We start from the raw sequence: 20,596 nt of genomic DNA on the forward strand, positions 1-20,596 counted from the left end.
CTTGCTTCAGGCCGGATCGACCCGCGACGACGCCAGCGGCCGCGGCGCGCAGCGCGGCTGCTGTAGCAGGTGCACGAACTGCGCGGCGATCACCGCGCCGCCGAAATGGCGTTGCACGAAGTCGCGCCCGGCCTGGCCCATGCGCTGGCGGCGTTCGCTGTCGCACAGGCGCAGGATCGCGTCGCGCCAGTCAGCGATGTCCCCGGGCGTGAGCAGTTCGCCGCTGACGCCGGGGTCCAGCGTCTCCGCGGTGCCGCCGACGTGGCTGGCCAGCACCGGCACGCCGCTGGCCTGCGCTTCCACCGAGACCCGGCCGAAGGTTTCCGGCGCCAGCGACGGAAACGCCAGCATCGACATCGCGTTGTAGTACGGGGTGGTGTCGTTGACCCAGCCGACGAAGCGGTGGCGTTCGCCGTGCGGCTGCGCCGCGGCCTGCGCCTGCAGTTGCGCCGCGTCCGGGCCGTCGCCCAGCCACAGGCAGTGCAGGCGCGGTTCCTGCGCCATCGCCGCTCCTGCAGCCCCCAGCAACGGGAAAATGCCCTTTCCGGCATGCATGCGCCCGCTGTAGCCAAGCACGATCGCATCCTCGGGCAAGCCCTGCGCGGCGCGGATGGCACGGCCACGTTCCGGATCCGGGCGCAGCCGCTCCATGGTCACCGGGTTGTACAGCACCTGCACCAGCGCCTCGGGCACGCCGCGCTCCAGGTAGGCCTGGCGCGCGTAGTGCGACACCGCGAAGAAGCGCGCGGCCAGGCGCGGGATCGCATAGCCGGACAGCGCGCTCATCGCCGGGGTGCGGTGACGGAACAGCGCCACGGGGATGCCCAGCGCACGTCCGGCCAGCAGCAGCGGCCAGTATTCCTTGCCGAAGTTGCCGACCAGCCAGTCCGGCCGGCTGCGCCGCGCCACCCGCAGCAACGGCCCGTAGCCGTCCGGGTCCAGCACGTTGCGGAAGTGCCCGACATGCACGGTGATGCCGCTGCGGCGCAACTCGTCGGCGATCAGGCCGCCTTCGCAGGCGATGACCTCGACCTGGTGGCCGACGCCGGCCAGCGCCTGCGCCAGCGCCACGAAATGCGTGGCCGCGCCGGTGTTTTCGGGATTGGTGCCGACGAACAGGAATTTCATCCGCGCCGGTCCTCGTAGGCGGTGAAGGCGCGCAGCGCGAACTGCGGCAGCAGGTGGTGGCGCGCGACCTGGATGCGCGGATAGCGCATCGGGTCCGAGCCGGCCGGGGCGCGGCCGCGGCGGGTGCTGGTGGCGGCGGTGTAGCCGGCCTCGCGCACCACGTCGGCGACGCGGTCGTCGACATCGCCGTAGGGGTAGCAGAACTGCGGCACCGCCTCGCCGAGCAGGTCCTCCAGTTCGCGCTTGCAGCCGCCGATCTCCTCGCGCAGCGCCGCATCGCTGCAGCCGGTCAGGTGCGGGTGCGAGCGGGTATGCGCGCCGATCTCCATGCCGCCGGCGCGCCACTGGCGCAGCTCGGCGAGGTTCATCAGCGGCTTTTCGATGCCCAGCTTCTGCGCATCCCACACGTTGTGGCGGCCGATGCAGCCGCTGACCATGTACACGGTGGCGGTGAAGCCCAGCCGCTGCAGCACCGGCAGCGCCGCGTGCAGGTTGTCCAGGTAGCCGTCGTCCAGGGTGACAACCGCGACCTTGCCCTGGCGCTCGCCGCGCAGGTACGGCATGGCGTCGGACATGGACACGCCGCGGTAGCCCAGCCGCTGCAGCAGGCGCATCTGCCGGGCGAAGCGGCCCGGGCTCACGTACAGGCTGCGGTACACCTGCAGGTGGCGCGGCGCCTCGGCCACGTTGTGGTACATGAAGATTGGAATGCGGGCCGTGGCGGCGGTGTCGGAGGGCATCGGGAACGGCTCTTGGGACGGAAGGGCGAGGTGCGGCGCGGGAGTCTACCGGCGCTGGCTTTCGCTGGTCTGTCGGGTAAAACCCTCAGCCGTAGACGCTTGCGCGACCCGGCGGACGGCCCGGCCGGCGGCTATGCTGGGCGTCCCGTTGCCGCAGGAGCCGCCGATGTCCGAGACCGCCGTGGCCGGCCGCTGGCACGACCTGCGGCTGCAACTGGACGGGATCGCGCTGCGTCGCTGGCGCGCCAGCGACCTGGACGCATTGGTCCGCCACGCCGACGACGCCCAGGTGGCGCGCGGGCTCAGCCGGCGTTTTCCGCATCCCTACACGCGCGCCGACGGCGCCGCGTTTCTGGACGGGCAGGTCATCGACCTGCGCGACCCGGTGCTGGCGATCGAGATCGGCGGCGAGGCCTGCGGCGGCATCGGCCTGCACGCCGCGGCGCAGCCGGCGCCTGGGCTGGCCGAGCTCGGCTACTGGCTCGGCAGTGCGCATTGGGGTCAGGGGCGGATGACCCGCATCGTCGCCGCCTACCTGGATTGGGCGGTGCCGGCGCTAGGCCTGCAGCGGATCGAGGCGCTGACGCTGCCGGACAATCACGGCTCGGCGCGGGTGCTGCAGAAGAACGGTTTCGCCGAGATCGGCGTGCGTCCTGAGGTCTCGGTACGCGACGGGCAACGACGCGCGCTGCGGCTGTTCGCGCGCAGTTGGCCCGGCGCCTGAGCCGCGTCGCTGCCACGGTCGGGCAGCGACGCGGGGCTCAGGCGATCATGCGGCCTCAGTAGGAAATGGTCGCCGAGGTGGCGGTGGTATCCACCGCGTAATCGCACTGCACGTCCAGGCCGGAACTGTCGTTGTAGGACACCCATGCCGGCGATGCCACCTGTTGCATGCGGTAGTCGTAGACGCCGATCGCCTCGAAGGTGATGCGGCGGTCGGGCGGATACTGGTCGCAACTGTCCACCGCATACACTTCCAGCGCACCGCCCACCACCAGGTGCGTCCGGGAATTGATGTCGTAGGTGGTGCTGAGCCGCACGCTCTGGCCGGTGGTGACGTTGCGCGTATCGACGTTCCAATTGGCGCAGGGGCTGCCGTTGTTGCAGGTGGCATAGGTGTCGCCGACGATCCGGTCGCCGGCCTTGGCCGGGATGAAATCGCTGTACCAGACCATGCCGTCCTGGCAGCAATTCCAACTGCTCAGATCCCAGGTATTGCTGTCGCCGCGGTAGCCCAGCACCGGTTGCAGGATGGTCGGATCGTCGCTCTGCATGCCGGGGAAGAAATACACCGTCTGCTGCGCCACGTTGGTCGGGTTCTGCGGCACCGTCCAGCTGGCCACGATGCGGCCCATCTTGTTGCCGGTCACGTCGATGGCCGACTGCACCCAGTCGTGGGTGATCGGCGGCGGCACCGCGCGGCGTGCGCTGGAGGCCGCCAGTGCGGCGTTGCCGCGGACTTGCTGGCCATCCACGCCGCGTCCGTCAGGTCGTACCCGGATGCCGCTGGGCGTGAAGTTGTCCTGGGTGCAGGCCTGCGCCTGTTCGCGCACACCGTTGGCGCGCTGCAGGCCGCCGTCGCCGAGGACGCGTTCGTTGCGATGCACCTGGCGCACGCAGGCCGGCGCGAAGTAGCCGTAGGGGGTCTGGATGTAGTCGTCGGGAACCTCGGCGGGTTTGTGTGCGGCGCGCAGGGCGCCGGCCCGGGCCAGGCGCGCATCGGGTGCGGCGGTCTGCGCCAGCGCGCTGGCGCTGAGGCCGAACAGCGCCAGCATCAGCAGCAATGCGGTGCAGGCACGGTGACGCGAGGTCCAGGAAGAAGTGCGGAAGTCGGAGTGCATGGGAGTTCGCCTTGTCGTGAGAATGCGGAATGCGTTCTCGGGAGGCCATGCGGCGGCGCGGCGCGTTGCGGCGCCCTACGGTCGCGGCGTGCCTCCCGTCTGCGAAGCGAGTGGGATGGGACGTGGCTGTGCTCGATAGAGGCCTGCGTGGTCGCTGAGGAAGCGGCGACGATGGACCCAACACGCAGCGCGCGCTTGTCGGATTTCCGCATGCCTCCCCGCGAATCCCGCATGGTGTGGGCGAGGGTGAACTGCTTCTCGGTCGCCGCCGCGATCTGGTTTGCGCTTCGTGTCCCGCGATGTAGACAAGTGCCGGCGCCGCGCTGGACCACGCCGGGGCAGCCGGCGGCGCGCGGATGAGCGAAAATGCCCGCAGCCCGCCGTTCCCGACGAGCGGCCCGCGCTTTTTTCAGGAGATTGCCATGCGTCATGCCCTTCGTTCCCGCTGCGCCACGGGCGTGCGCCGATGACCTCGCCCTGGGGCAACCGCCCGCGCGGTGGAAATCCCCCCTCTCCCCCCGCGAGAGGGGCCGGGGGTGAGGGTCCGGCGGCCGCCACACCCCGCAACGAGCTGCGCCTCTACGGCCTCAACGCAGTGCGCGCGGTGTACGCGCGGCGGCCGGAGGCGATCCGCAAGCTGTACCTGAGCGAGGCGCGGATCCCGGCGCTGCAGCCGCTGCTGAAGTGGTGCGTGGCCAATCGGGTCGGCTACCGCGTGGTGGACGAGGCCGACCTGCACAAGCTCGCCGCCAGCAGCCACCACGAGGGTGTGGTCGCCGACGTGCTGCGCGTCGCGCCGCTGGGCTTGGCCGACTGGCTGCAGACGCTGGCGCCGGGACCGGCAGTGGCGCTGTGGCTGGACGGCGTCGGCAATCCGCACAACTTCGGCGCGATTTTGCGCTCGGCGGCGCATTTCGGCGTGGGCGCGATCCTGTTGCCGGAGCAGGCCGCACTGGCGCTGTCCGGTGCCGCCGCGCGCGTGGCCGAGGGCGGCGCCGAGGCGGTGCCGCTGGTGCGGCTGCCGCCGTCGGCGCAGGCAGTGGCGCAGGTGCGGGGCGCGGGCTTCGCCCTGGCGGCGACGCTGGTGGCCGGCGGCGACGATCTGTTCGCCGGCGCCTTGCCGCAACGCCTGGTCTACGTCATGGGCGCCGAGAGCGACGGCATGGATCGCGACTTCGCGCAGGCCTGCGACCTGCGCCTGTCGATCCCGGGCAGCGGCGCGGTGGAAAGCCTCAATGTCGCCGCCGCCACCGCGGTGTTGCTGGGCACCTGGCGCAGCCGGCATCCACACCAACACGCTACGCGCTGAACACCGCGGCCGGCTGCATTTGGCTACGAAATAGTGTGCGCGTCTGCCGGTTTCGGGTTTGCGGGGCGCGTGTCGGCGGCGTAGCGTGCAGGCGCGCCTCGTCGATGCGATCGCGCGCCGCGCGATGCGTGCCAGCGAGACCGCGCAGTTCCCCCTCCCGAAAGGGCCATCGTCACTCCTGCGGAGATGTCGCTATGAAGCTGCTGTTCTCCATCAAGCACCTGCTGTCGTCGAAGAAGCCGCTGAAGTCCTACGCCTGGTACATCTGGTACTGAGCGCCCCGTGCGTTGCCGCGCGCTGTCGCGTGCGGCCGGTGCCCGGCGGCGACGACGCTGCGCCGGGCGCCGTTCCTTCAGGAGACTCGCGATGTCCACCACCCTGGCCGATCGCCACGCGCGCGCCACGGTCTTCGCGCCGCGTCTGCAGGACTTGTTGCGCACGCATGTGGGGCAGGAGGCGTTCCGCCTGGATGCCGACACGGTCGGCGTTGCCGGGCCGACGTTGACCGACCGCCTGCTCGCGGCCCGGCCCGCGACCGAACACGAACGCCCGACCTTCAAACCGCTGCACGGCCGCTCGATCGCGCGCAGCGAAGCGGCCAAGCTGATGCAGGCGATCGGCCGCGACGTGCGCGAGGCGCTGAAGCGCCCGGTCCCCGCGACGCTCGACCTGTCCGGCCCCTGGCCGCATGTCGGCCATGTCTATCTGCGCGACCTGCTGCTCGGCGGCGATCCCTGGCGGCTGCGCCTGCTGATGGACCGCACCCTGGAACTGACGCCGCGCCTGACCTGGGCGGTGATCGCCGCCGGTGCGCTCGCACCGCTGGCGCCGCGCGCGGACGCCTCGGCACTGGCCACGTTGCTGTCCGCGGCCGACGGCTACCGCGAACGCCGCGACGCCATGGGGCTGTACCGGCGCACCGCCGCGCCGGTGTGCTTCACCATTTCCACCCTGGTCGCCAACGCGCTGTGGCTGGGCTCGCCGTTCGACCCGGATGTCTCCAACCGCAACATCCTCTACGAAACCCTGCGCCTGCTGCCGCCGTCCTGGAACATCCTGCGCAACGCCTCGCCCGAGTACGGCGCGCTGGATCCGCGCATCGGCGCCGGCGACGACGTGCTGGTACTGCCCTTGCTCAGCCATCGCGATCCGGCGCTGTGGGAGGAACCGGACGCGTTCCGGCCCGAGCGCTGGGACGGCCTGGACCCGGATGCGTTGCCCGGCTACCTGCCGTTCGGCCATGCCTCCGAGCGCTGCTGGGGCCGGCACATGGTGATGCCGCTGGCGGAACGGTTGCTGGACCTGCTGCGCAACCAGGGGTTGGTCGCCGACCCGCGGCAACGCCGCGCCGAGGTGCCGTTGACCGGCCTGCTGGGCGTCGCCCAGGTCGACGTGGTCCGGCACACGCGCGCCTGAGCGGCAGCGCACGCCGCACGCGACGCCGTAGCGATCAGCTCGCTGCAGGCGGCGCGGTGGAGGCGCGGGTGACCAGGGTGTAGTCCAGCACCTGATGGATGCCGCGGCTGGGCAGGCCGTCGCGGCGCTGGCGGATCTCGCCGAGCAGCAGCGTCACCGCCGCCCCGCCCATCGCCGTGACCGGCTGGTGGATGGTGGTCAGCTCCGGCCAGATCGTCGTTGCCACCGGGGTGTCGTCGAAGCCGGCGATCGACAGATCCTCGGGCACGCGCAGGCGCAGGCCGTGGGCGATCGCCAGCGCCGCCGCGGCCATGTCGTCGTTGCTGCACAGGATCGCGCTGGGGCGCGGCGCGGCCTGCAGCAGCGCGGTGGCCGCGAGCAGGCCGGAGCGGTAGGTGAACAGGCCTTCGGCCACGCGCTCCGGCGCCACCGTCAGCCCGGCCCGCGCCATGGTGTCGAAGAAGCCGCGGCTGCGCAGCGCGCTGGGCGTGTGGCCGGGATCGCCGCTGACGAAGCCGATGTCGCGGTGGCCCAGATCGAGCAGGTGCTGGGTGAGCGCGCATGCGGCCGCGTAGTCGTCGATGCGCACCGAACTGACCCCGGGCAGCGGCGCGCCGGTGGCCACCGCCACCAGCGGGATGCCGCGCGCCTCCAGTTCGGCGATGGTCTGCCGCGCATCGCACAGCGGCGGCGGCAGGATCAGGCCATCGGCGCCGGCATCGAGCAGGCGCTCGGTGGCGGCGCGCTGGCTGTCGCTGTCCTCGCTCTTCTCCACCAGCACCTGGCAGCCTTCCAGGCTACTGCGTTCGAGCACGCCGAGCATGAACTGGTTGAGGTAGGCCGCGCTGGGGTTGCTGTACAGCACGCCGATGCGGGCCAGTCCTGCAGTGCGCAGCGAGCGGCCGGCGAGGTTGGGGCGGTAGCCGAGCGCCTGGATCGACGCCTCGACGCGCTCGCGCATGGTCGCGCTCACGCGCGGGTGGCGGTTGATCACGCGCGAAGCAGTCATCGGCGACACGCCCGCATGGCGGGCCACATCCAGCAACGTCACCGCTGAGCCCGCGCGACGTTGCCGTATGCCCATCAAAGGTCCTGGCGCAGCTGCGGAAGGGAAGCCCCTGCGCGCGTCCTGCGCAGGTCCGGTGCACTTTACTCCCTGGGCGGTTCCACTGTCTTGGCCTGGCTGCCGAACCCGCCGTCGGCCTGCGCCGCCAGATACGCGAACACCGCATACGCGGCCACGTTCTGCGCCAGCGCCTTCGGGTCGATCTTGTCCAGGGTGTCGTCGGCGGTGTGATGCAGATCGAAGTAATCGCTGCCGTCCTGCGCCAGCCAGGCCCAGGCGCCGCCCTTGGCGGCGAGCGGGCCGACATCCGGGCCGGGGCCGCCGGCGTCCGGCGCGTAGGCGATGCCGAGCGGCGCCAGCGCCTCGGCGATCTGCCGAGTTGCTTCGCGCGAGCCGGCGGCGTCGCCGGAGCCGGTGTTGAAGGCGTAGATGCGGCCGGCGCCGAAATCGCTCTCGGCGGCGATCTGGTGCCGCGCCACGTCCTTGGCATGCGCCTGCGCGTACGCCTTGCCGCCGTACAGCCCCTGCTCCTCGTTGGCGAAGGCGATCACGCGGATGCTGCGCTTGGGCGCTTGCTTGAGCTGGCCGATCAGATGCCCGGCGGCCATGCTGATCGCCACGCCGGCGCCGTCGTCGATCGCGCCGGTGCCCAGATCCCACGAATCCAGGTGCCCGCCGATCAGCACGACTTCGTTCGGCAACGTGCGCCCGGTGATCTGCCCTATCACGTTGTAGGAGGTGGCGGTGCCGTCCCAGCCGCAGTCCAGCGCCAGGCGCAGGCGCACCGGGCCGCGCGCGAGCAGGCGCGCCAGCTGGTTGGCATCGGGCACCGACAGCGCCGCCGACGGCACCGGGGTCAGACCATCATCGAAGCGGGTGATGCCGGTATGCGGCACGCGGTGCGAATCGGTGCCGGCCGAGCGCATCACGAAACCGATCGCGCCCTTGCGGATCGCTTCGGACGGCCCCTTGCTGCGCACTGCGCCGCCATTGCCGTAGTCCTTGCCGTCGCGGGTGCGCAGCATCTGGTAGTCGACGAAGGCGATCTTGCCGCGTAGCGCATCGGCCGGCGCCGCCTGCAACGCGGCCAGGTCGGCGAAGCGCACCACCTCGGCCTCGACCGTGCCGCCGGGGCTGCCGCCCAGCGCGGTGACGGTCAGCGGTTGCGCATGCGCGCCGAGCACCTGCGCATGTTCGCTGCGCCGCTCCCACTTCGGGAACGTCACCGGCTCGGTCCACACCTTGTCGAAGCCCAGCGCCTTGAATTTCGCCGTGGCCCAGGCCACCGCGCGTGCATCGGCCTCGCTGCCGGCCATGCGCGGGCCAATCTCGGTGGTCAGCGATTCGACCACCTTCCAGCCGGTGTCGTCGGCCAGCGCGCGTTCGCGCAGGGTCGCTGCATCGCGCAGCGCCGCCTCTGGAATGCGCGTGGCCTCGGCCGCGTCGGCGGTGGAGGACAGGCTCAGGACGGCAGCGATGAGGACAGCGAGACGGCGCATGGAGAACTCCGCGAACACAGGAACGAGGAGCTTAACAGTGCCTTGCCGCCGTGCACGGCGCGGCCTCCATGGAAGAGGCCGCGCGCACCGTCGCGCTTACTCCGCGCGCGGCTCGTGCTTGAGCGAATCGCGGATCTCGCGCAGCAGCAGCACTTCCTCGGTCGGGGACTTCGGCGCCGGCGGTTCCTTGCGTGCGATGCGGTTGATCGCCTTGACCAGCATGAAGATGGCGAAGGCCACGATCACGAACTGGATGATGGTGTTGAGGAAATCGCCGATGCCGATCACCACGGCCGGCACCGGCTTGCCCGCCGCGTCCACCGTGGCCGCCTTCAGCGTCCACGCCCAGCGCGAGAAGTCCACGCCGCCGACGAGCAACCCGATCGGCGGCATGATGATCTTCTCCACCAGCGCGGTGACGATCTTGCCGAACGCGGCACCGAGCACCACGCCGACCGCCAGGTCCAGCACGTTGCCGCGCATGGCGAATTCCTTGAATTCGCGGATCATGCTCATCGGAACTCCTCTCTTGTCAGTGCGGGCCTGTCGCCGCGGCGCTAGCCTAGCGCAGCGATTGTGGTCGTCGGGTCACAGGCCTGCGTCCGCCGCGCGACCGCGCGGGTGTCCTCGGCCGACCAACTCAGCCGACGATGCGTCCATGCCGTTCGGCCACGTTCTCCAGGCGCGCGCTGAAGCGGTCGCCCGGACGCAGCGCGGCCACGCCGGCCGGCGTGCCCATGAACACCAGGTCGCCGGCGCGCAGCGCGAACAGCTTGGACAGCTCGTGCAGGATCTCCGGCACGTTCCAGATCATCTGCTCCAGCAGCGACTGCTGACGGACTTCGCCGTTGACCTCCAGCGACAGGTTCAGCGCTTCCAGCGCACCGACCTCGCCGGCCGGGATCAGCTCGCTGATCGGCGCGGACGCGTCGAAGCCCTTGGCGATGTCCCACGGCAGGCCCTTGGCCTTGGCCGCGGCCTGCAGGTCGCGACGGGTCAGGTCCAGGCCCACGCCGTAGGCCAGGATCAGCGACTCGGCGGCGTCCACCGGCAGCACGCCGGCCGGCGCGTCCTGGCCCAGCGCCACCACCAGTTCCACCTCGTGGTGCAGGTCCTGGGTCGCGGACGGGTAGGGGATGGCCTCCTCGCCGATCACCAGCGCATCGGCCGGTTTCATGAAGAAGGTCGGCTGGCCGCGCTCGGCCTTCGACGCCGGCGCACTGGCGCCCATCTCCCGCGCATGGTCGGCGAAGTTGCGGCCCACGCAATAGATGCGATGCACCGGAAACAGGCCCTGCCCACGCACGGGAACGCGCGGAGCCTCGGCAGCAGCGAACAGGTCTTTCATGAGCGTGCATCCAACGAACGGGGGATGCAGCAGTTTAGCGCGTCGGGTTCAACCCGATTCCAACAGGGAAGCGGATGTCGCTCTCGCGATTCCCCAATCCCGACTCCCCAATCCCCGCCTTACAACGGCAACGCCGGCTTGCGCACCACCCGGTATTCGCCATCGACGACATGCCGGCGCGCGGTGGCCGGGCGCTTGCCGCGCTGGCTCAGCAGCTTCATGGCGATGCCGCCCAGGATCATCGCCGCGCCCACGAACACGCTGACGAACACCAGCCCGGCCAGGATCGCCAGGCCGAGCAGGCCCACGGCCAGCTTCACCAGCGGATGGCGCGGCTTGCGCGGCGCGAACAGGTGCCGGAATTGGTCGAAATTGAAGAGGCGAGCGCGCATGGCAGAACTCTGTTTCAGTTTGAACCGAAGGCGCGCAGTATCGACGCTGTTTTATGTGACGGAGTGAAAACTTCGTTAAGCGAAAAATTAACACTTTCCGTTCAACCGCTTGCATGTCCTCGCGGAGTGAAGCCGCACGCCGGCGCGGGCCACGCGCGTCCGTGCCAGAATTGCGGCCCCATCGCCGTGCGTGTCCGTAAGCCATGACCGAATCTTCCGCCGTGCTGGCGTCGCTGCACGCCCTCGTTTCCGGCGAACTGGCCGAGGCCGAGGCGCTGATCGGCGGCGAGTCCGAGTCGCTGCTGCTGTACCGCGAGGGCGACAGCGTGCGCGCGTGGTTGAACGTGTGCCCGCACGCCGGGCGCCGCCTGGACTGGGCGCCGGGCCAGTTCCTGAAGAGCCGCGAGGGCCATGTGGTGTGCGCCGCGCATGGCGCCGCGTTCGAGCTGCAGGGTGGCGAGTGCGTGTCCGGCCCCTGCCGCGGCCAGAGCCTGCATGCGGTGCCGGTGGACGTGCGCGACGGGCAGGTGGTGCTGGTTTAGCGCGCAGCGCAGGTGCTTGCGATGGGGCGCGCTACAGCGCGTGCCACCAGCCCATCGACATCAGGTTGACCATCAGCACCACCACCAGGGTGTAGACCAGCGACAGCGGGCCGCCGACGCGCCACAGTTCGCGCGGCTGGTAGTTGGCCGGGCCGGTGATCATCGAGATCACCGGATTGGACGCGGTCATCAGGTTGTTGGACGCCGACAGCGCCACGATCAGCGCGAACGCGGTGGGATTGCCGCCGGCCGCCAGCGCCAGGTTGACCGCGATCGGCACCATCACGATGGTCGCGCCGACATGGCTGATCACCAGCGAGAACGCCGTGGTCAGCAGGCCCAGCGCGATCTCCAGCGCCCACACCGGCATGCCCTCGGGCAAGCGCGCGATGGTATGGCCGGCGACCCAGGCGGCGGCGCCGCTGCTGTCCATCGCCCAGCCCAGCGGGATCAGCCCGGCCATCAGGAACACGGTCTTCCAGTTGATCGCCGCGTAGGCCTCGTCCATGCGCAGCACGCCGGTGAGCAGCATGCCGGCCACGCCGGTCATCAGGGTCAGCGCCACCGGCAGCCTGGAGGTCAGTGCGATCAGGATGGTCAGGGCGAAGATCGTCATCGCGATCTTGAACTTGTGCGGGCGGTGCTCGCCCTTGGGGTAGTCGGTGACCACCACGAAATCGCGGCTTTCCGAGGCCTGCGCCAGGTCCTGCCAGATGCTGTGGAATACCAGCATGTCGCCGGCGCGAAGCGGCACCTTGCGCACGTCCTCGCGGATCACCTGCTTGTCGCGGTTGATCGCCAGCAGGCTGATCCCGGCCTGCTTGCGCAGGCGCAGCTCGGCCGCGCTCTTGCCGATGAAGCGCGAGGTCGGCGGGATCACCGCCTCGGAGATGCCGGCGCGGCTGGGGTTGAACAGGTCGCCGAGGTTGCGCAGGCGCGAGGACAGGCGCAGGAACTGGTTCTGCGCGAAATCGGCGACCTGCTGGCGCGCGCCCATCACCCCGAGCACGCTGCCGACCCAGATGCGCATGTCCGCTGGCGGCGCCAGGCGGGTGTCGTTGCCGGTCTTCAGCGCCAGCAGCAGCGGCGCGTTGTGCACGGTCTCGGCCTCGCCCAGGGTCATGCCGACCAGCGGGCTGTCGGCGCTGACGATCAGCTCGAACACGTCGCCTTCGATGCCGTAGGTACGGGCGAAATAGCTCTCGGTGCGCGCCGGGGTGACGCCGTCGTTGATCAGCCGCTCTTCCTCGGCCAGCGCCTTGTCGCCACGCACGCGGAAATAGATCAGCGATGCCGCCAGCAGCGCCACGCCGATCGGCAGCGGCGCGAACATGCGCAGCGGCTCGATGGTGGCCATGCCCGAGGGCAGGTTGTTGTTGGCCGACTGCAGCAGGTCGTTGAGCAGGATCAGCGGCGAGTTGCCGACCATGGTCAGCGCGCCGCCCATCACGATGGCCGCGGCGATCGGCAGCAGCAGCCGCTGCAGGGTCAGCCCGGTGCGCCCGGCCAGGCGCGAGGCCACCGGCAGGTACAGCGCCATCACCGAGGGGTTCTGCATGAACGAGGAATTGAGCCCGGCGATGGCGGTGGTCAGCAGCATCAGCCGTTCCTCGACCCCGCGCGCCCGGCGCAGCAGCCACGACGCCAGCCGGTTCAGCGCGCCGGTGCGCTCCAGCCCGGCGCCGAGGATGGTGGTGGCGATGATGCTCATCACCGCGTTACCGGAGAAGCCGCTGAACAGCTCCTCCGGCGCGATCAGGCCGGTCACCCCGAGCACCACCAGCACCACCAGCGCCACCACGTCGGCGCGGATCCGCTCGAACACGAACATCGCCATGGTGAAGCCGACCAGCCCGAGCACGAGCTTCATATCGGTGGTCAGCGTCAGCGCGGTATCCATGCGAGGCCGGGAATGGGGAATCGGGAATGGAGAATGGCAGAAGCGGCCGGTCGTCGCAGGTCGTCGCTAGCGGGGGGCGGCAGACGAGCCCGCTTCCGATTCCCGATTCCCCGTTCCCGATTCCCGGTCATACAACAAATCCCACACCCCATGCCCCAGATTCTGGCCACGGGTCTCGAAGTGGGTCTGCGGGCGCCAGTCCGGGCGCGGCACGTGGCCGCGCGGGCCGGCGCGGTTGACCAGGCCGGGGGTGGCGTCGAGCACGTCCCACATCTGTTCGGCGTAGTCGGCCCAGTCGGTGGCGCAGTGCAGGCGGCCGCCGGCGCGCAGCTTGCGCACCAGCAGCGCGGCGAACGCTGGCTGCAGCAGGCGCCGCTTGTTGTGGCGCTTCTTGTGCCAGGGGTCGGGGAAGTAGATGCGCACCTCGTCCAGGCTGCCGTCGGCGATCTCGTGCTGCAGCACCTCCACCGCATCGTGGTGGTACAGGCGCACGTGGTCGGCGCCGTCCTCGACCAGGGCGTTGAGCAGACGGCCCACGCCCGGCGCATGCACCTCGATGCCGATGTAGTCGCGGCTGGGGTCGTGCTGTGCGGCGTGGCGCAAGGCCGCGCCGTTGCCGAAGCCGATTTCCAGCACCTTGGGCGCGTTGCGACCGAAGGTGGCGTCCAGGTCGCGCGGCTGGCCGCGGTAGTCCAGTCCGAAGCGCGGCCACAGCGCGTCGAACGCGCGCTGCTGGGCCGGGGTGAAGCGGCCCTGGCGCAGCACGAAGCTGCGCACCTGGCGATGGCCTTCCTCGACGGTGAAGGGTTTCGGCGGGGTCTTGGCGCCGGCGCTGGAGAACGGATCGGTCATGCCTGCGGCCTCACCCGATCAGCCCGTCGACCGGCGAGGAGGCGCTGGCGTAGCGCTTGCGCGGGATGCGCCCGGCCAGGAACGCCTCGCGGCCGGCTTCCACCGCCTTGCGCATGGCGCTGGCCATCAGCACGGGGTTGCGCGCGCCGGCGATGGCGGTATTCATCAGCACGCCGTCGCAGCCCAGCTCCATCGCGATCGCCGCGTCCGAGGCGGTGCCGACGCCCGCGTCGACGATGATCGGCACCTTGGCGTTGTCGATGATCTCCAGCAGGTTGTAACGGTTCTGGATGCCCAGGCCGGAGCCGATCGGCGCGGCCAGCGGCATCACCGCCACGCAGCCGATCTCCTCCAGGCGCTTGGCCAGGATCGGGTCGTCGCTGGTATAGACCATCACCTCGAAACCGTCGGCGACCAGGATTTCCGCGGCCTTGAGGGTTTGCACCACGTCCGGGAACAGGGTGCGCTGGTCGCCCAGCACTTCCAGCTTGGTCAGGTTGTGGCCGTCGAGCAGTTCGCGCGCCAGCCGGCAGGTGCGCACCGCGTCCTCGGCGGTGTAGCAGCCGGCGGTGTTGGGCAGGATGGTGTACTGCTCCGGCGGCAGCACGTCGAGCAGGTTGGGCTCGCCCGGGTTCTGGCCGATGTTGCTGCGGCGGATCGCCACGGTGACGATCTGCGCGGCGGCGGCCTCGGTGGCCAGGCGGGTCTGTTCGAGATCGGCGAACTTGCCGGTGCCGGTGAGCAGGCGCGAACAATAGGGTTTGCCGGCGATCACCAGCGCATCGTGGGGGGCGGGAGCGTTCATCGGCGGATTATCGCCCATCGCACCGGCCCTGCCGAGTCCGCGCCGCGGCGCGCATCCGCCCGATTCAGCCCCCGCCGAGCGCGTGCACGATCTCGACCCGGTCGCCGGCGTGCAGCTCGTGCGTGGCGTGTGCGCCGCGCGGCACGATCTCGCCGTTGACCTCGACCGCGACCCGACGCTGCCCCAGCCCTTCGGCCTGCAGCAGCGCGGCCACCGTGGTGGCCGGCGCCAGCGTGCATTGTCTGCCGTTCAATTCGATGTTCATGCCATCATTGTGCAATGCGTGCCACTGGCGCGCGAGTCGTGTCATTTGCGGCAGTGCAACGTGAGCGTGTCCGGCAGAGGTGGAATGATGTCGGCCATGCGGCAACGTATGGTGCGGCCGCACCCCAGTTTCGCTCCACTTCGTGTTCCATTTTTGCCCGGGAGGGCTTCCATGACGTCGTCTATCCGTCCGCTCCGCTCGCTGCTCGCCGCCGCGATCGTGCTCGCCGCCGCGCCTGCGTTCGCGCAGTCCACCACCTACAGCCGCACCGTGTTCTTCGGCGACAGCCTGACCGACGCCGGCTACTACCGTCCGCTGCTGCCGGCCTCGGTGCGTGCGGTGACCGGCCAGTTCACCACCAACCCGGACTTCGTGTGGGCGCAGTACGTGGCCGAGTACTACGGCACCAACGCCGCCGCCAACGGCAATGGCCAGATCGGCGACGACTATGCCGCCGGCAACGCCCGCGTCGGCGTGGCCAACCCGAGCGCGCTGGGCGTGGCGCCGTCGCTGGCGACCCAGGCCAGCAACTACCTGGCCGCCAACGGCGGCAAGGCCGATCCGAATGCGCTGTACTCGGTGTGGGGCGGTGCCAACGACCTGTTCGCCATCGCCGGCGGTGCGCCGGTGCAGACCACCATCGGCAACGCCGTGACCGCCGAAGTCGGCATCGTCGCCAGCCTGCAGAACGCCGGCGCGCGCTATGTCATGGTCAACAACCTGCCCGACGTCGGCATCACCCCGCGCTTCCGCGCCGGCGGCGCCGCGGCGATGGCGCAGGGCACCGCCCTGGCCACCGCGTACAACACCGCCCTGTTCTCCGGCCTCAAGAGCGCCGGGCTGCGCGTGATCCCGGTCGACACCTTCCACCTGCTGCAGGAAGTGGTGGCCAACCCGGGCACCTACGGCTTCACCAACGTCACCGGCACCGCCTGCCAGCCGCAGATCACCGCGCAGTCGCTGACCTGCAACCCGACCAGCTACGTCAGCGCCGATGCCGCCGATACCTATGTGTTCGCCGACGGCGTGCACCCGACCGGCCGCACCCATGAACTGCTGGCGCAGTACGCGCTGTCGATCCTGGAAGGCCCGCGCACCCAGCAGATCCTGACCCACTCGGCGCAGATGGTCGGCCGCTCGCGCGCCGACCAGGTTGCCTGGCACATCGACGGCCGCCCGGAAGCGGATGGCGTGCGCTGGTGGGGCAACCTGCGCGGCGACATGCAGCGCTACCAGCACGGCGACCTGTACGACGGTCTGGCCCCGGCCGGCCTGTTCGGCGTGGACTGGTCGCGTGGCGAGTGGGTGTTCGGCGGCTTCGGCGGCTTCGGTCGCACCGATGCCGATTTCGGCAACCGCGGCGGCGACTACACCCAGGACGACAGCACCCTCGGCGGCTTCGCCGGCTGGTACGGCGAGCATGCCTGGGTCAACGCCCAGGTCAGCTACACCTGGCTGAGCTACGACGTCACCCGCAAGGTCAACCTCGGCCCGGCCACCATCGAGCACAAGGGCTCGCCGGACGGCAGCAACCTGACCGCGGCGCTGCAGGGCGGCTACGAGTTCGGCGAAGGCAGCTTCAGGCACGGCCCGGTGGCCGCGGCGATCTGGCAGAAGGTCAAGCTCGACGGCTACGCCGAGAGCAACCCGAACTCCAGCGCGCTGGGCTACAGCGACCGCGACGTCGAGTCGATGGTCGGCCGCATCGGCTGGAAGGCCAGCATCGACGCCGGTATGGTCAAGCCGTACCTGCAGGCCACCTACGACCACGAGTTCAAGAAGAACCAGGAAGCCACCGCGTACCTGCAGACCATGTCCGACCTGGGCGAGTACGCGGTGCCGGGCATCAACTTCGACCGCAACTACGCCTCGGTGGTGCTGGGCGCGCGGACCAAGATGTGGGGCCTGGAGAGCAACGTCGGCATCGCCGCCACCACTGGCCAGTCGCGTGCGCACGACACCTCGCTGTTCGTGAACTTCGGCGGCAGCTTCTAAGCAACGCCGAGTTCGCCCGCCTTGCCCGGCTGCGCGCCGGGCAGGGTAGTACGGGCGACGTGCCGTACCAGGGCAGCCATGCCTGTTATGGAAGGGGCTTCAGCCCCGACGCTCGGAATGCGAGCCGTCGGGACTGAAGCCCCTTTCGCATTTGCCGGATCATGATCGCCGGCCGCTTCGGAACATGGCGCGCTGCAGCCGCATCGCGCCGATTTCTTGCGCAACCCCCGGCCCAGCGCATAGACTGCACCGGCAACGCGGGCGTAGCTCAATGGTAGAGCTGTAGCTTCCCAAGCTACTGACGTGGGTTCGATTCCCATCGCCCGCTCCATCCACTTCAATCGATGTGGCATTGTTGCGATCGCTGAGATCCACTCTGCTGAGTGATTCATCTCTTCGTGTGGTCTAAAGAACTTCTCAATCTTTTCGCTTTGATTCAGTCGTGATGACTGATGAGTATGTAGATTGATGGATTGTATTGTAGTGTGCTGATTATATCGGCCTTGCCTTGGGTGGCTCTCAATCAAAGGGGGCGGCGATTTGGAAAATCGCCTCCATGCTGATTATCTGGTTTCTGGCAGAATTTGGCGTGGATCCTTATGCTGCGAGCTTATTAATTTGGACTGTGGGGGACTAGGGCTATGGATGGTGAATTTGCGAGTTGGAAAGTCATGGATTGGCTGCAGGCTGGAGTTCACATAGTTGGTTTGGTTGGTGGTCTTGCCGGGGGCTGTATCTTTGTTGCAAAAAAATTCAAGAGATTTTCCCGATTCAAATATCCTTCACAAGGTGAGGTTGGACCTAATATTTTGGCTCCGGATGTAGAGCGCGTGAGGGCTGGGGAGCATGTTTCCATGAGTGCTGTGGTTCCCGAAGGAGCAGAGCTCTTAGTGTCAATTAGCAGCGATCCTGAGCTCACTTCGTCCAATGGTTCGATCAGTATTCCCCTCGCGTCGAGCATGGGCGGTGCTTGGTTTTACAGCTTGGCGCCAGCGCCACTAAATTGGCGGTCTGGCCATTATCGTCATGCTACTTCTGAGATTGGCGCGCAACAAAATTTTAAGGCAAGAAGTGGTCCTGCTGAGCTTGATATTCATTTTAAGAGGATTGGTCCAATCTCTATTGCTGTATATGAGCGGGGTGCCCAAGTCCCTACCTGGACTAAGTCGATTCAGGTAATGCCAAGTGAGTCTGTGTGATATTGCTGGTCAGCAATCGTAGATTTTTTGTAATTTATATGTTTTGCGAAGCGAGCGTGAAGCGAGCGTTTTTTAAAAATATAAAGTCTGTCAAATGCTTTTAATTTCCCAGCGCTAGGCTAGCCGACGCCTGAGCGTTCGCTCGTTGTCGGTGCTGCTTCCCGTGGTCGATCACAGCCGTCGTCGTTTTCTCGCCCGCACGTCCGTGGCTCTCGGCGCCGGTGCGGCCATGCCGCTGCTGCCGGGCGTCATCCGCAGCGCGCTGGCGGTGCCGCCGGCGCGGGTCACCGGCACGCTGCAGGACGTGCAGCACGTGGTGATCCTGATGCAGGAGAACCGCTCCTTCGATCATTACTTCGGCTGCCTGCGCGGGGTGCGCGGCTATGGCGATCCGCGGCCGTTGCGGCTGCCAAGCGGCAAGTCGGTCTGGTACCAGCCCGAGCGCAAGGGCGGCGATCGCTATGTGCTGCCGTTCCGGCTCAACAGCCAGACCAGCAGCGCGCAGTGGATGAAGGATCTCAACCACGACTGGAAGGGCTCGCACGAGACTTGGAAGCATCACGACGCCTGGATCGCGCAGAAAAGTGCGATGAGCATGGGCCACTTCCAGCGCGAGGACCTGCCGTTCTACTACGCGCTGGCCGACGCCTTCACCATCTGCGACGGCTACCACGCCTCGCTGTTCGGCCCGACCAATCCCAACCGCATGTACATGTTCACCGGCACCAGCGGCCTGAGCGTCGGCAACGATGGCGAGCAGGCGGTGAACAACCGCGACGACGGCAACTGGACCGCGGACATGGCGCGCGACAATCCGCGCTTTCCCGGTTACACCTGGAGCACCTATTCCGAGCGCCTGCAGGCCGCGGGCATCAGTTGGCAGGTGTATCAGGAGTTCGACAACTACGGCGACAACAGCCATCCGTACTTCGCCAACTTTCGCAAGCTGGACCGCGCCTCACCGCTGTACCGCCGTGGTCGCGCGATCGTGCCGGGTTCCACCGCCGACAATGCCAAGGCCTCGCGTGGCGAGCGCCTGGTCGCGGCGTTCGCGCGCGACGTGCGCGCCGGCACGCTGCCGCAGGTGTCGTGGATCGTCGCGCCATACCTGCTCAGCGAGCATCCCGAGGCCACCCCGGCCTATGGCGAATCCTTGAGCGCACGCCTGCTGGAAGTGCTGGCGGCCTCGCCGGAGGTCTGGTCGAAGACGGTGTTCCTGATCAACTACGACGAGAACGACGGCTTCTTCGACCACGTGCCGCCGGCGTTGCCGGCGATCCGGCCGGAGCTGGGCGCCAGCAACGTGGACCTGCATGGCGAGGACTATCACGGCGTGCCGGTCGGCCTGGGGCCGCGGGTGCCGATGCTGGTGGTATCGCCATGGAGCCGCGGTGGCTGGGTGAACTCGCAGGTGTTCGACCACACCTCGGTGCTGCGCTTCCTCGAACGCCGTTTCGGCGTGATGGAGCCGAACATCAATCCCTGGCGCCGCGCCGTCGCCGGCGATCTGACCTCCACGCTGGATTTCGTCGGCCACGATCCGGCACCGGTGGCGTTGCCGGACACCCGCGACTACATCGCCCGTATCGACGCCACCGCGACGCTGCCGCCGCCGCAGCGTCCCGCGCAGCAGGCGCTGCCGGTGCAGGAGCCCGGCCAGCGCCCGGCGCGTGCGTTGCCCTACGATTTCGACGTGCGGCTGCAGGTGCAGGCGGATGCGCGGGTGTTGCGCATGCGCAATCGCGGCGACGCTGGCGTGGCGTTCAATGCCTATGCCGACGGTGGCATGGCCGGGCCGTGGTTCTACACGCTCGCCGCCGGCAGCGAGTTGCAGGATGTGCGCGCGTGGCGCGGCGATGCCGCCGATGCCGGCTACGCGTTGTGCGTGCACGGGCCCAACGGGTTCCTGCGCGAGTTCCATGGCGACGGGATCGGCGATGCCGGGCTGCACGCGGAGGCCGACTACGATGCCGCCGCGCAGTGCCTGCTGCTGACGCTCGGCAATGCCGGCACGCAGCCGTGCACGCTGCGGGTGCACGACGGGTATCGTGGCGATGGCGGCGAGCAGGCGCTCACGCTGGCCGCCGGCGCTCGCACCGTGCTGCGTCTGCCGTTGCAGGCGCAGCACCACTGGTACGACCTGACCATCGACAGCGAGGCGTTTCCGCAATGGCGGCGGCGCCTGGCCGGGCATATCGAAACCGGCCGTCCGAGCATGAGCGACCCGGCGATCGGCCGCGCGGTCGACGCGTAGCACGCGCGGCGTTCCAGCACGGGCGCGCGATTTCTAGCTGTATCC

18 protein-coding genes, 1 tRNA gene and 2 pseudogenes are annotated in these 20,596 nt (G+C 69.0%); 9 read left to right on the forward strand and 12 right to left on the reverse strand.

Going from position 1 to position 20,596, the window contains the following annotated elements; translation table 11 throughout:
* Positions 1–6 precede the first annotated feature (6 nt).
* Positions 7–1,128 (reverse strand): glycosyltransferase family 4 protein, encoded by a 1,122-nt coding sequence (locus tag RAB71_RS06335; protein WP_010341793.1) that lies wholly within the window; start codon positions 1,126–1,128, stop codon positions 7–9.
* Positions 1,125–1,868, reverse strand: coding sequence for a polysaccharide deacetylase family protein (locus RAB71_RS06340; RefSeq protein ID WP_010341794.1), 744 nt, complete (start codon positions 1,866–1,868; stop codon positions 1,125–1,127). The genes RAB71_RS06335 and RAB71_RS06340 overlap by 4 nt, the downstream gene beginning before the upstream one ends.
* Positions 1,869–2,034: 166 nt before the next feature.
* Between RAB71_RS06340 and RAB71_RS06345 the strand changes: the two genes are divergently transcribed.
* On the forward strand, positions 2,035–2,592 hold the full coding sequence (locus tag RAB71_RS06345) for a GNAT family N-acetyltransferase (protein ID WP_167397501.1): 558 nt from the start codon (positions 2,035–2,037) through the stop codon (positions 2,590–2,592).
* Between the two features lie 55 nt (positions 2,593–2,647).
* Here RAB71_RS06345 and RAB71_RS06350 read toward each other — a convergent pair whose 3' ends face one another.
* Positions 2,648–3,709: a hypothetical protein gene (locus tag RAB71_RS06350; RefSeq protein WP_041500417.1), complete on the reverse strand. Its 1,062-nt coding sequence runs from the start codon at positions 3,707–3,709 to the stop codon at positions 2,648–2,650.
* Positions 3,710–4,274: 565 nt separating this feature from the next.
* On the opposite strand from RAB71_RS06350, the pseudogene RAB71_RS06355 reads away from it, so the two are divergent.
* The 3 genes and pseudogenes from RAB71_RS06355 to RAB71_RS06365 all read left to right on the forward strand — a co-directional run.
* Positions 4,275–5,018, forward strand: a pseudogene (locus tag RAB71_RS06355) (TrmH family RNA methyltransferase); the annotation flags it as partial.
* 194 nt (positions 5,019–5,212) lie between these two features.
* A complete protein-coding gene (locus tag RAB71_RS06360) occupies positions 5,213–5,293 on the forward strand; it encodes a tryptorubin family RiPP precursor (RefSeq protein ID WP_234006660.1) in 81 nt (26 codons plus the stop codon).
* A gap of 91 nt (positions 5,294–5,384) precedes the next feature.
* Positions 5,385–6,230: pseudogene (locus tag RAB71_RS06365) on the forward strand (cytochrome P450); the annotation flags it as partial.
* 238 nt (positions 6,231–6,468) lie between these two features.
* On the opposite strand, the gene RAB71_RS06370 reads toward RAB71_RS06365, so the two are convergent.
* From RAB71_RS06370 to RAB71_RS06390, 5 genes are all read right to left on the reverse strand, one after another.
* Entirely contained in the window at positions 6,469–7,521 is a 1,053-nt protein-coding gene (locus tag RAB71_RS06370; RefSeq protein ID WP_010341804.1) for a LacI family DNA-binding transcriptional regulator, read from the reverse strand.
* A 62-nt stretch (positions 7,522–7,583) separates the two neighbouring features.
* Positions 7,584–8,999, reverse strand: coding sequence for a M28 family peptidase (locus RAB71_RS06375; protein WP_010341805.1), 1,416 nt, complete (start codon positions 8,997–8,999; stop codon positions 7,584–7,586).
* Positions 9,000–9,095: 96 nt separating this feature from the next.
* Positions 9,096–9,515, reverse strand: coding sequence for a large-conductance mechanosensitive channel protein MscL (gene mscL, locus RAB71_RS06380; RefSeq protein ID WP_010341806.1), 420 nt, complete (start codon positions 9,513–9,515; stop codon positions 9,096–9,098).
* A 124-nt stretch (positions 9,516–9,639) separates the two neighbouring features.
* Positions 9,640–10,347 (reverse strand): fumarylacetoacetate hydrolase family protein, encoded by a 708-nt coding sequence (locus RAB71_RS06385; protein ID WP_010341807.1) that lies wholly within the window; start codon positions 10,345–10,347, stop codon positions 9,640–9,642.
* Between the two features lie 119 nt (positions 10,348–10,466).
* Positions 10,467–10,739 carry a hypothetical protein gene (locus RAB71_RS06390; protein ID WP_010341808.1) on the reverse strand — a complete coding sequence of 91 codons (273 nt, stop codon included), beginning with the start codon at positions 10,737–10,739 and terminating at the stop codon, positions 10,467–10,469.
* 203 nt (positions 10,740–10,942) lie between these two features.
* Here RAB71_RS06390 and RAB71_RS06395 point away from each other — a divergent pair, with 203 nt between their 5' ends.
* Entirely contained in the window at positions 10,943–11,281 is a 339-nt protein-coding gene (locus RAB71_RS06395) for a Rieske (2Fe-2S) protein (RefSeq protein WP_010341809.1), read from the forward strand.
* Positions 11,282–11,312: 31 nt separating this feature from the next.
* On the opposite strand, the gene RAB71_RS06400 is transcribed toward RAB71_RS06395, so the two are convergent.
* From RAB71_RS06400 to thiS, 4 genes are all read right to left on the reverse strand, one after another.
* The gene (locus RAB71_RS06400; RefSeq protein WP_010341810.1) at positions 11,313–13,181 is read right to left on the reverse strand and encodes an SLC13 family permease; all 1,869 of its coding nucleotides are present in this window, start codon (positions 13,179–13,181) and stop codon (positions 11,313–11,315) included.
* Between the two features lie 66 nt (positions 13,182–13,247).
* Complete coding sequence (gene trmB / locus RAB71_RS06405; protein WP_010341811.1) at positions 13,248–14,033, reverse strand: tRNA (guanosine(46)-N7)-methyltransferase TrmB; 786 nt, start codon at positions 14,031–14,033, stop codon at positions 13,248–13,250.
* Positions 14,034–14,043: 10 nt separating this feature from the next.
* Complete coding sequence (locus RAB71_RS06410; RefSeq protein ID WP_010341812.1) at positions 14,044–14,838, reverse strand: thiazole synthase; 795 nt, start codon at positions 14,836–14,838, stop codon at positions 14,044–14,046.
* A 64-nt stretch (positions 14,839–14,902) separates the two neighbouring features.
* Positions 14,903–15,103, reverse strand: a complete 201-nt coding sequence (thiS, locus tag RAB71_RS06415; protein WP_010341814.1) for a sulfur carrier protein ThiS — start codon at positions 15,101–15,103, stop codon at positions 14,903–14,905.
* 171 nt (positions 15,104–15,274) lie between these two features.
* On the opposite strand from thiS, the gene RAB71_RS06420 reads away from it, so the two are divergent.
* The 4 genes from RAB71_RS06420 (at position 15,275) to RAB71_RS06435 (ending at position 20,551) form a co-directional block, all read left to right on the forward strand.
* A complete protein-coding gene (locus RAB71_RS06420; protein WP_010341815.1) occupies positions 15,275–17,098 on the forward strand; it encodes an autotransporter domain-containing esterase in 1,824 nt (607 codons plus the stop codon).
* 257 nt (positions 17,099–17,355) lie between these two features.
* A tRNA-Gly gene (locus RAB71_RS06425) sits at positions 17,356–17,429 on the forward strand.
* A 340-nt stretch (positions 17,430–17,769) separates the two neighbouring features.
* Positions 17,770–18,297 (forward strand): hypothetical protein, encoded by a 528-nt coding sequence (locus RAB71_RS06430; RefSeq protein WP_138985728.1) that lies wholly within the window; start codon positions 17,770–17,772, stop codon positions 18,295–18,297.
* Positions 18,298–18,526: 229 nt separating this feature from the next.
* Positions 18,527–20,551, forward strand: coding sequence for a phosphocholine-specific phospholipase C (locus RAB71_RS06435; protein WP_010341816.1), 2,025 nt, complete (start codon positions 18,527–18,529; stop codon positions 20,549–20,551).
* Positions 20,552–20,596 lie beyond the last annotated feature (45 nt).

It is taken from the genome of Xanthomonas sacchari (genome assembly GCF_040529065.1).
In the GTDB taxonomy this organism is placed as follows: domain Bacteria; phylum Pseudomonadota; class Gammaproteobacteria; order Xanthomonadales; family Xanthomonadaceae; genus Xanthomonas_A; species Xanthomonas_A sacchari.

What these genes read in the sequence shown, in the direction of transcription:
- RAB71_RS06335 (WP_010341793.1), bottom strand. Translation starts at nt 1,128, where the DNA reads ATGAAATTCCTGTTCGTCGGCACCAATCCCGAAAACACCGGCGCGGCC.
- RAB71_RS06340 (WP_010341794.1), bottom strand. Translation starts at nt 1,868, where the DNA reads ATGCCCTCCGACACCGCCGCCACGGCCCGCATTCCAATCTTCATGTAC.
- RAB71_RS06345 (WP_167397501.1), top strand. Translation starts at nt 2,035, where the DNA reads ATGTCCGAGACCGCCGTGGCCGGCCGCTGGCACGACCTGCGGCTGCAA.
- RAB71_RS06350 (WP_041500417.1), bottom strand. Translation starts at nt 3,709, where the DNA reads ATGCACTCCGACTTCCGCACTTCTTCCTGGACCTCGCGTCACCGTGCC.
- RAB71_RS06360 (WP_234006660.1), top strand. Translation starts at nt 5,213, where the DNA reads ATGAAGCTGCTGTTCTCCATCAAGCACCTGCTGTCGTCGAAGAAGCCG.
- RAB71_RS06375 (WP_010341805.1), bottom strand. Translation starts at nt 8,999, where the DNA reads ATGCGCCGTCTCGCTGTCCTCATCGCTGCCGTCCTGAGCCTGTCCTCC.
- mscL (WP_010341806.1), bottom strand. Translation starts at nt 9,515, where the DNA reads ATGAGCATGATCCGCGAATTCAAGGAATTCGCCATGCGCGGCAACGTG.
- RAB71_RS06385 (WP_010341807.1), bottom strand. Translation starts at nt 10,347, where the DNA reads ATGAAAGACCTGTTCGCTGCTGCCGAGGCTCCGCGCGTTCCCGTGCGT.
- RAB71_RS06390 (WP_010341808.1), bottom strand. Translation starts at nt 10,739, where the DNA reads ATGCGCGCTCGCCTCTTCAATTTCGACCAATTCCGGCACCTGTTCGCG.
- RAB71_RS06395 (WP_010341809.1), top strand. Translation starts at nt 10,943, where the DNA reads ATGACCGAATCTTCCGCCGTGCTGGCGTCGCTGCACGCCCTCGTTTCC.
- RAB71_RS06400 (WP_010341810.1), bottom strand. Translation starts at nt 13,181, where the DNA reads ATGGATACCGCGCTGACGCTGACCACCGATATGAAGCTCGTGCTCGGG.
- trmB (WP_010341811.1), bottom strand. Translation starts at nt 14,033, where the DNA reads ATGACCGATCCGTTCTCCAGCGCCGGCGCCAAGACCCCGCCGAAACCC.
- RAB71_RS06410 (WP_010341812.1), bottom strand. Translation starts at nt 14,838, where the DNA reads ATGAACGCTCCCGCCCCCCACGATGCGCTGGTGATCGCCGGCAAACCC.
- thiS (WP_010341814.1), bottom strand. Translation starts at nt 15,103, where the DNA reads ATGAACATCGAATTGAACGGCAGACAATGCACGCTGGCGCCGGCCACC.
- RAB71_RS06420 (WP_010341815.1), top strand. Translation starts at nt 15,275, where the DNA reads ATGACGTCGTCTATCCGTCCGCTCCGCTCGCTGCTCGCCGCCGCGATC.
- RAB71_RS06430 (WP_138985728.1), top strand. Translation starts at nt 17,770, where the DNA reads ATGGATTGGCTGCAGGCTGGAGTTCACATAGTTGGTTTGGTTGGTGGT.
- RAB71_RS06435 (WP_010341816.1), top strand. Translation starts at nt 18,527, where the DNA reads ATGCCGCTGCTGCCGGGCGTCATCCGCAGCGCGCTGGCGGTGCCGCCG.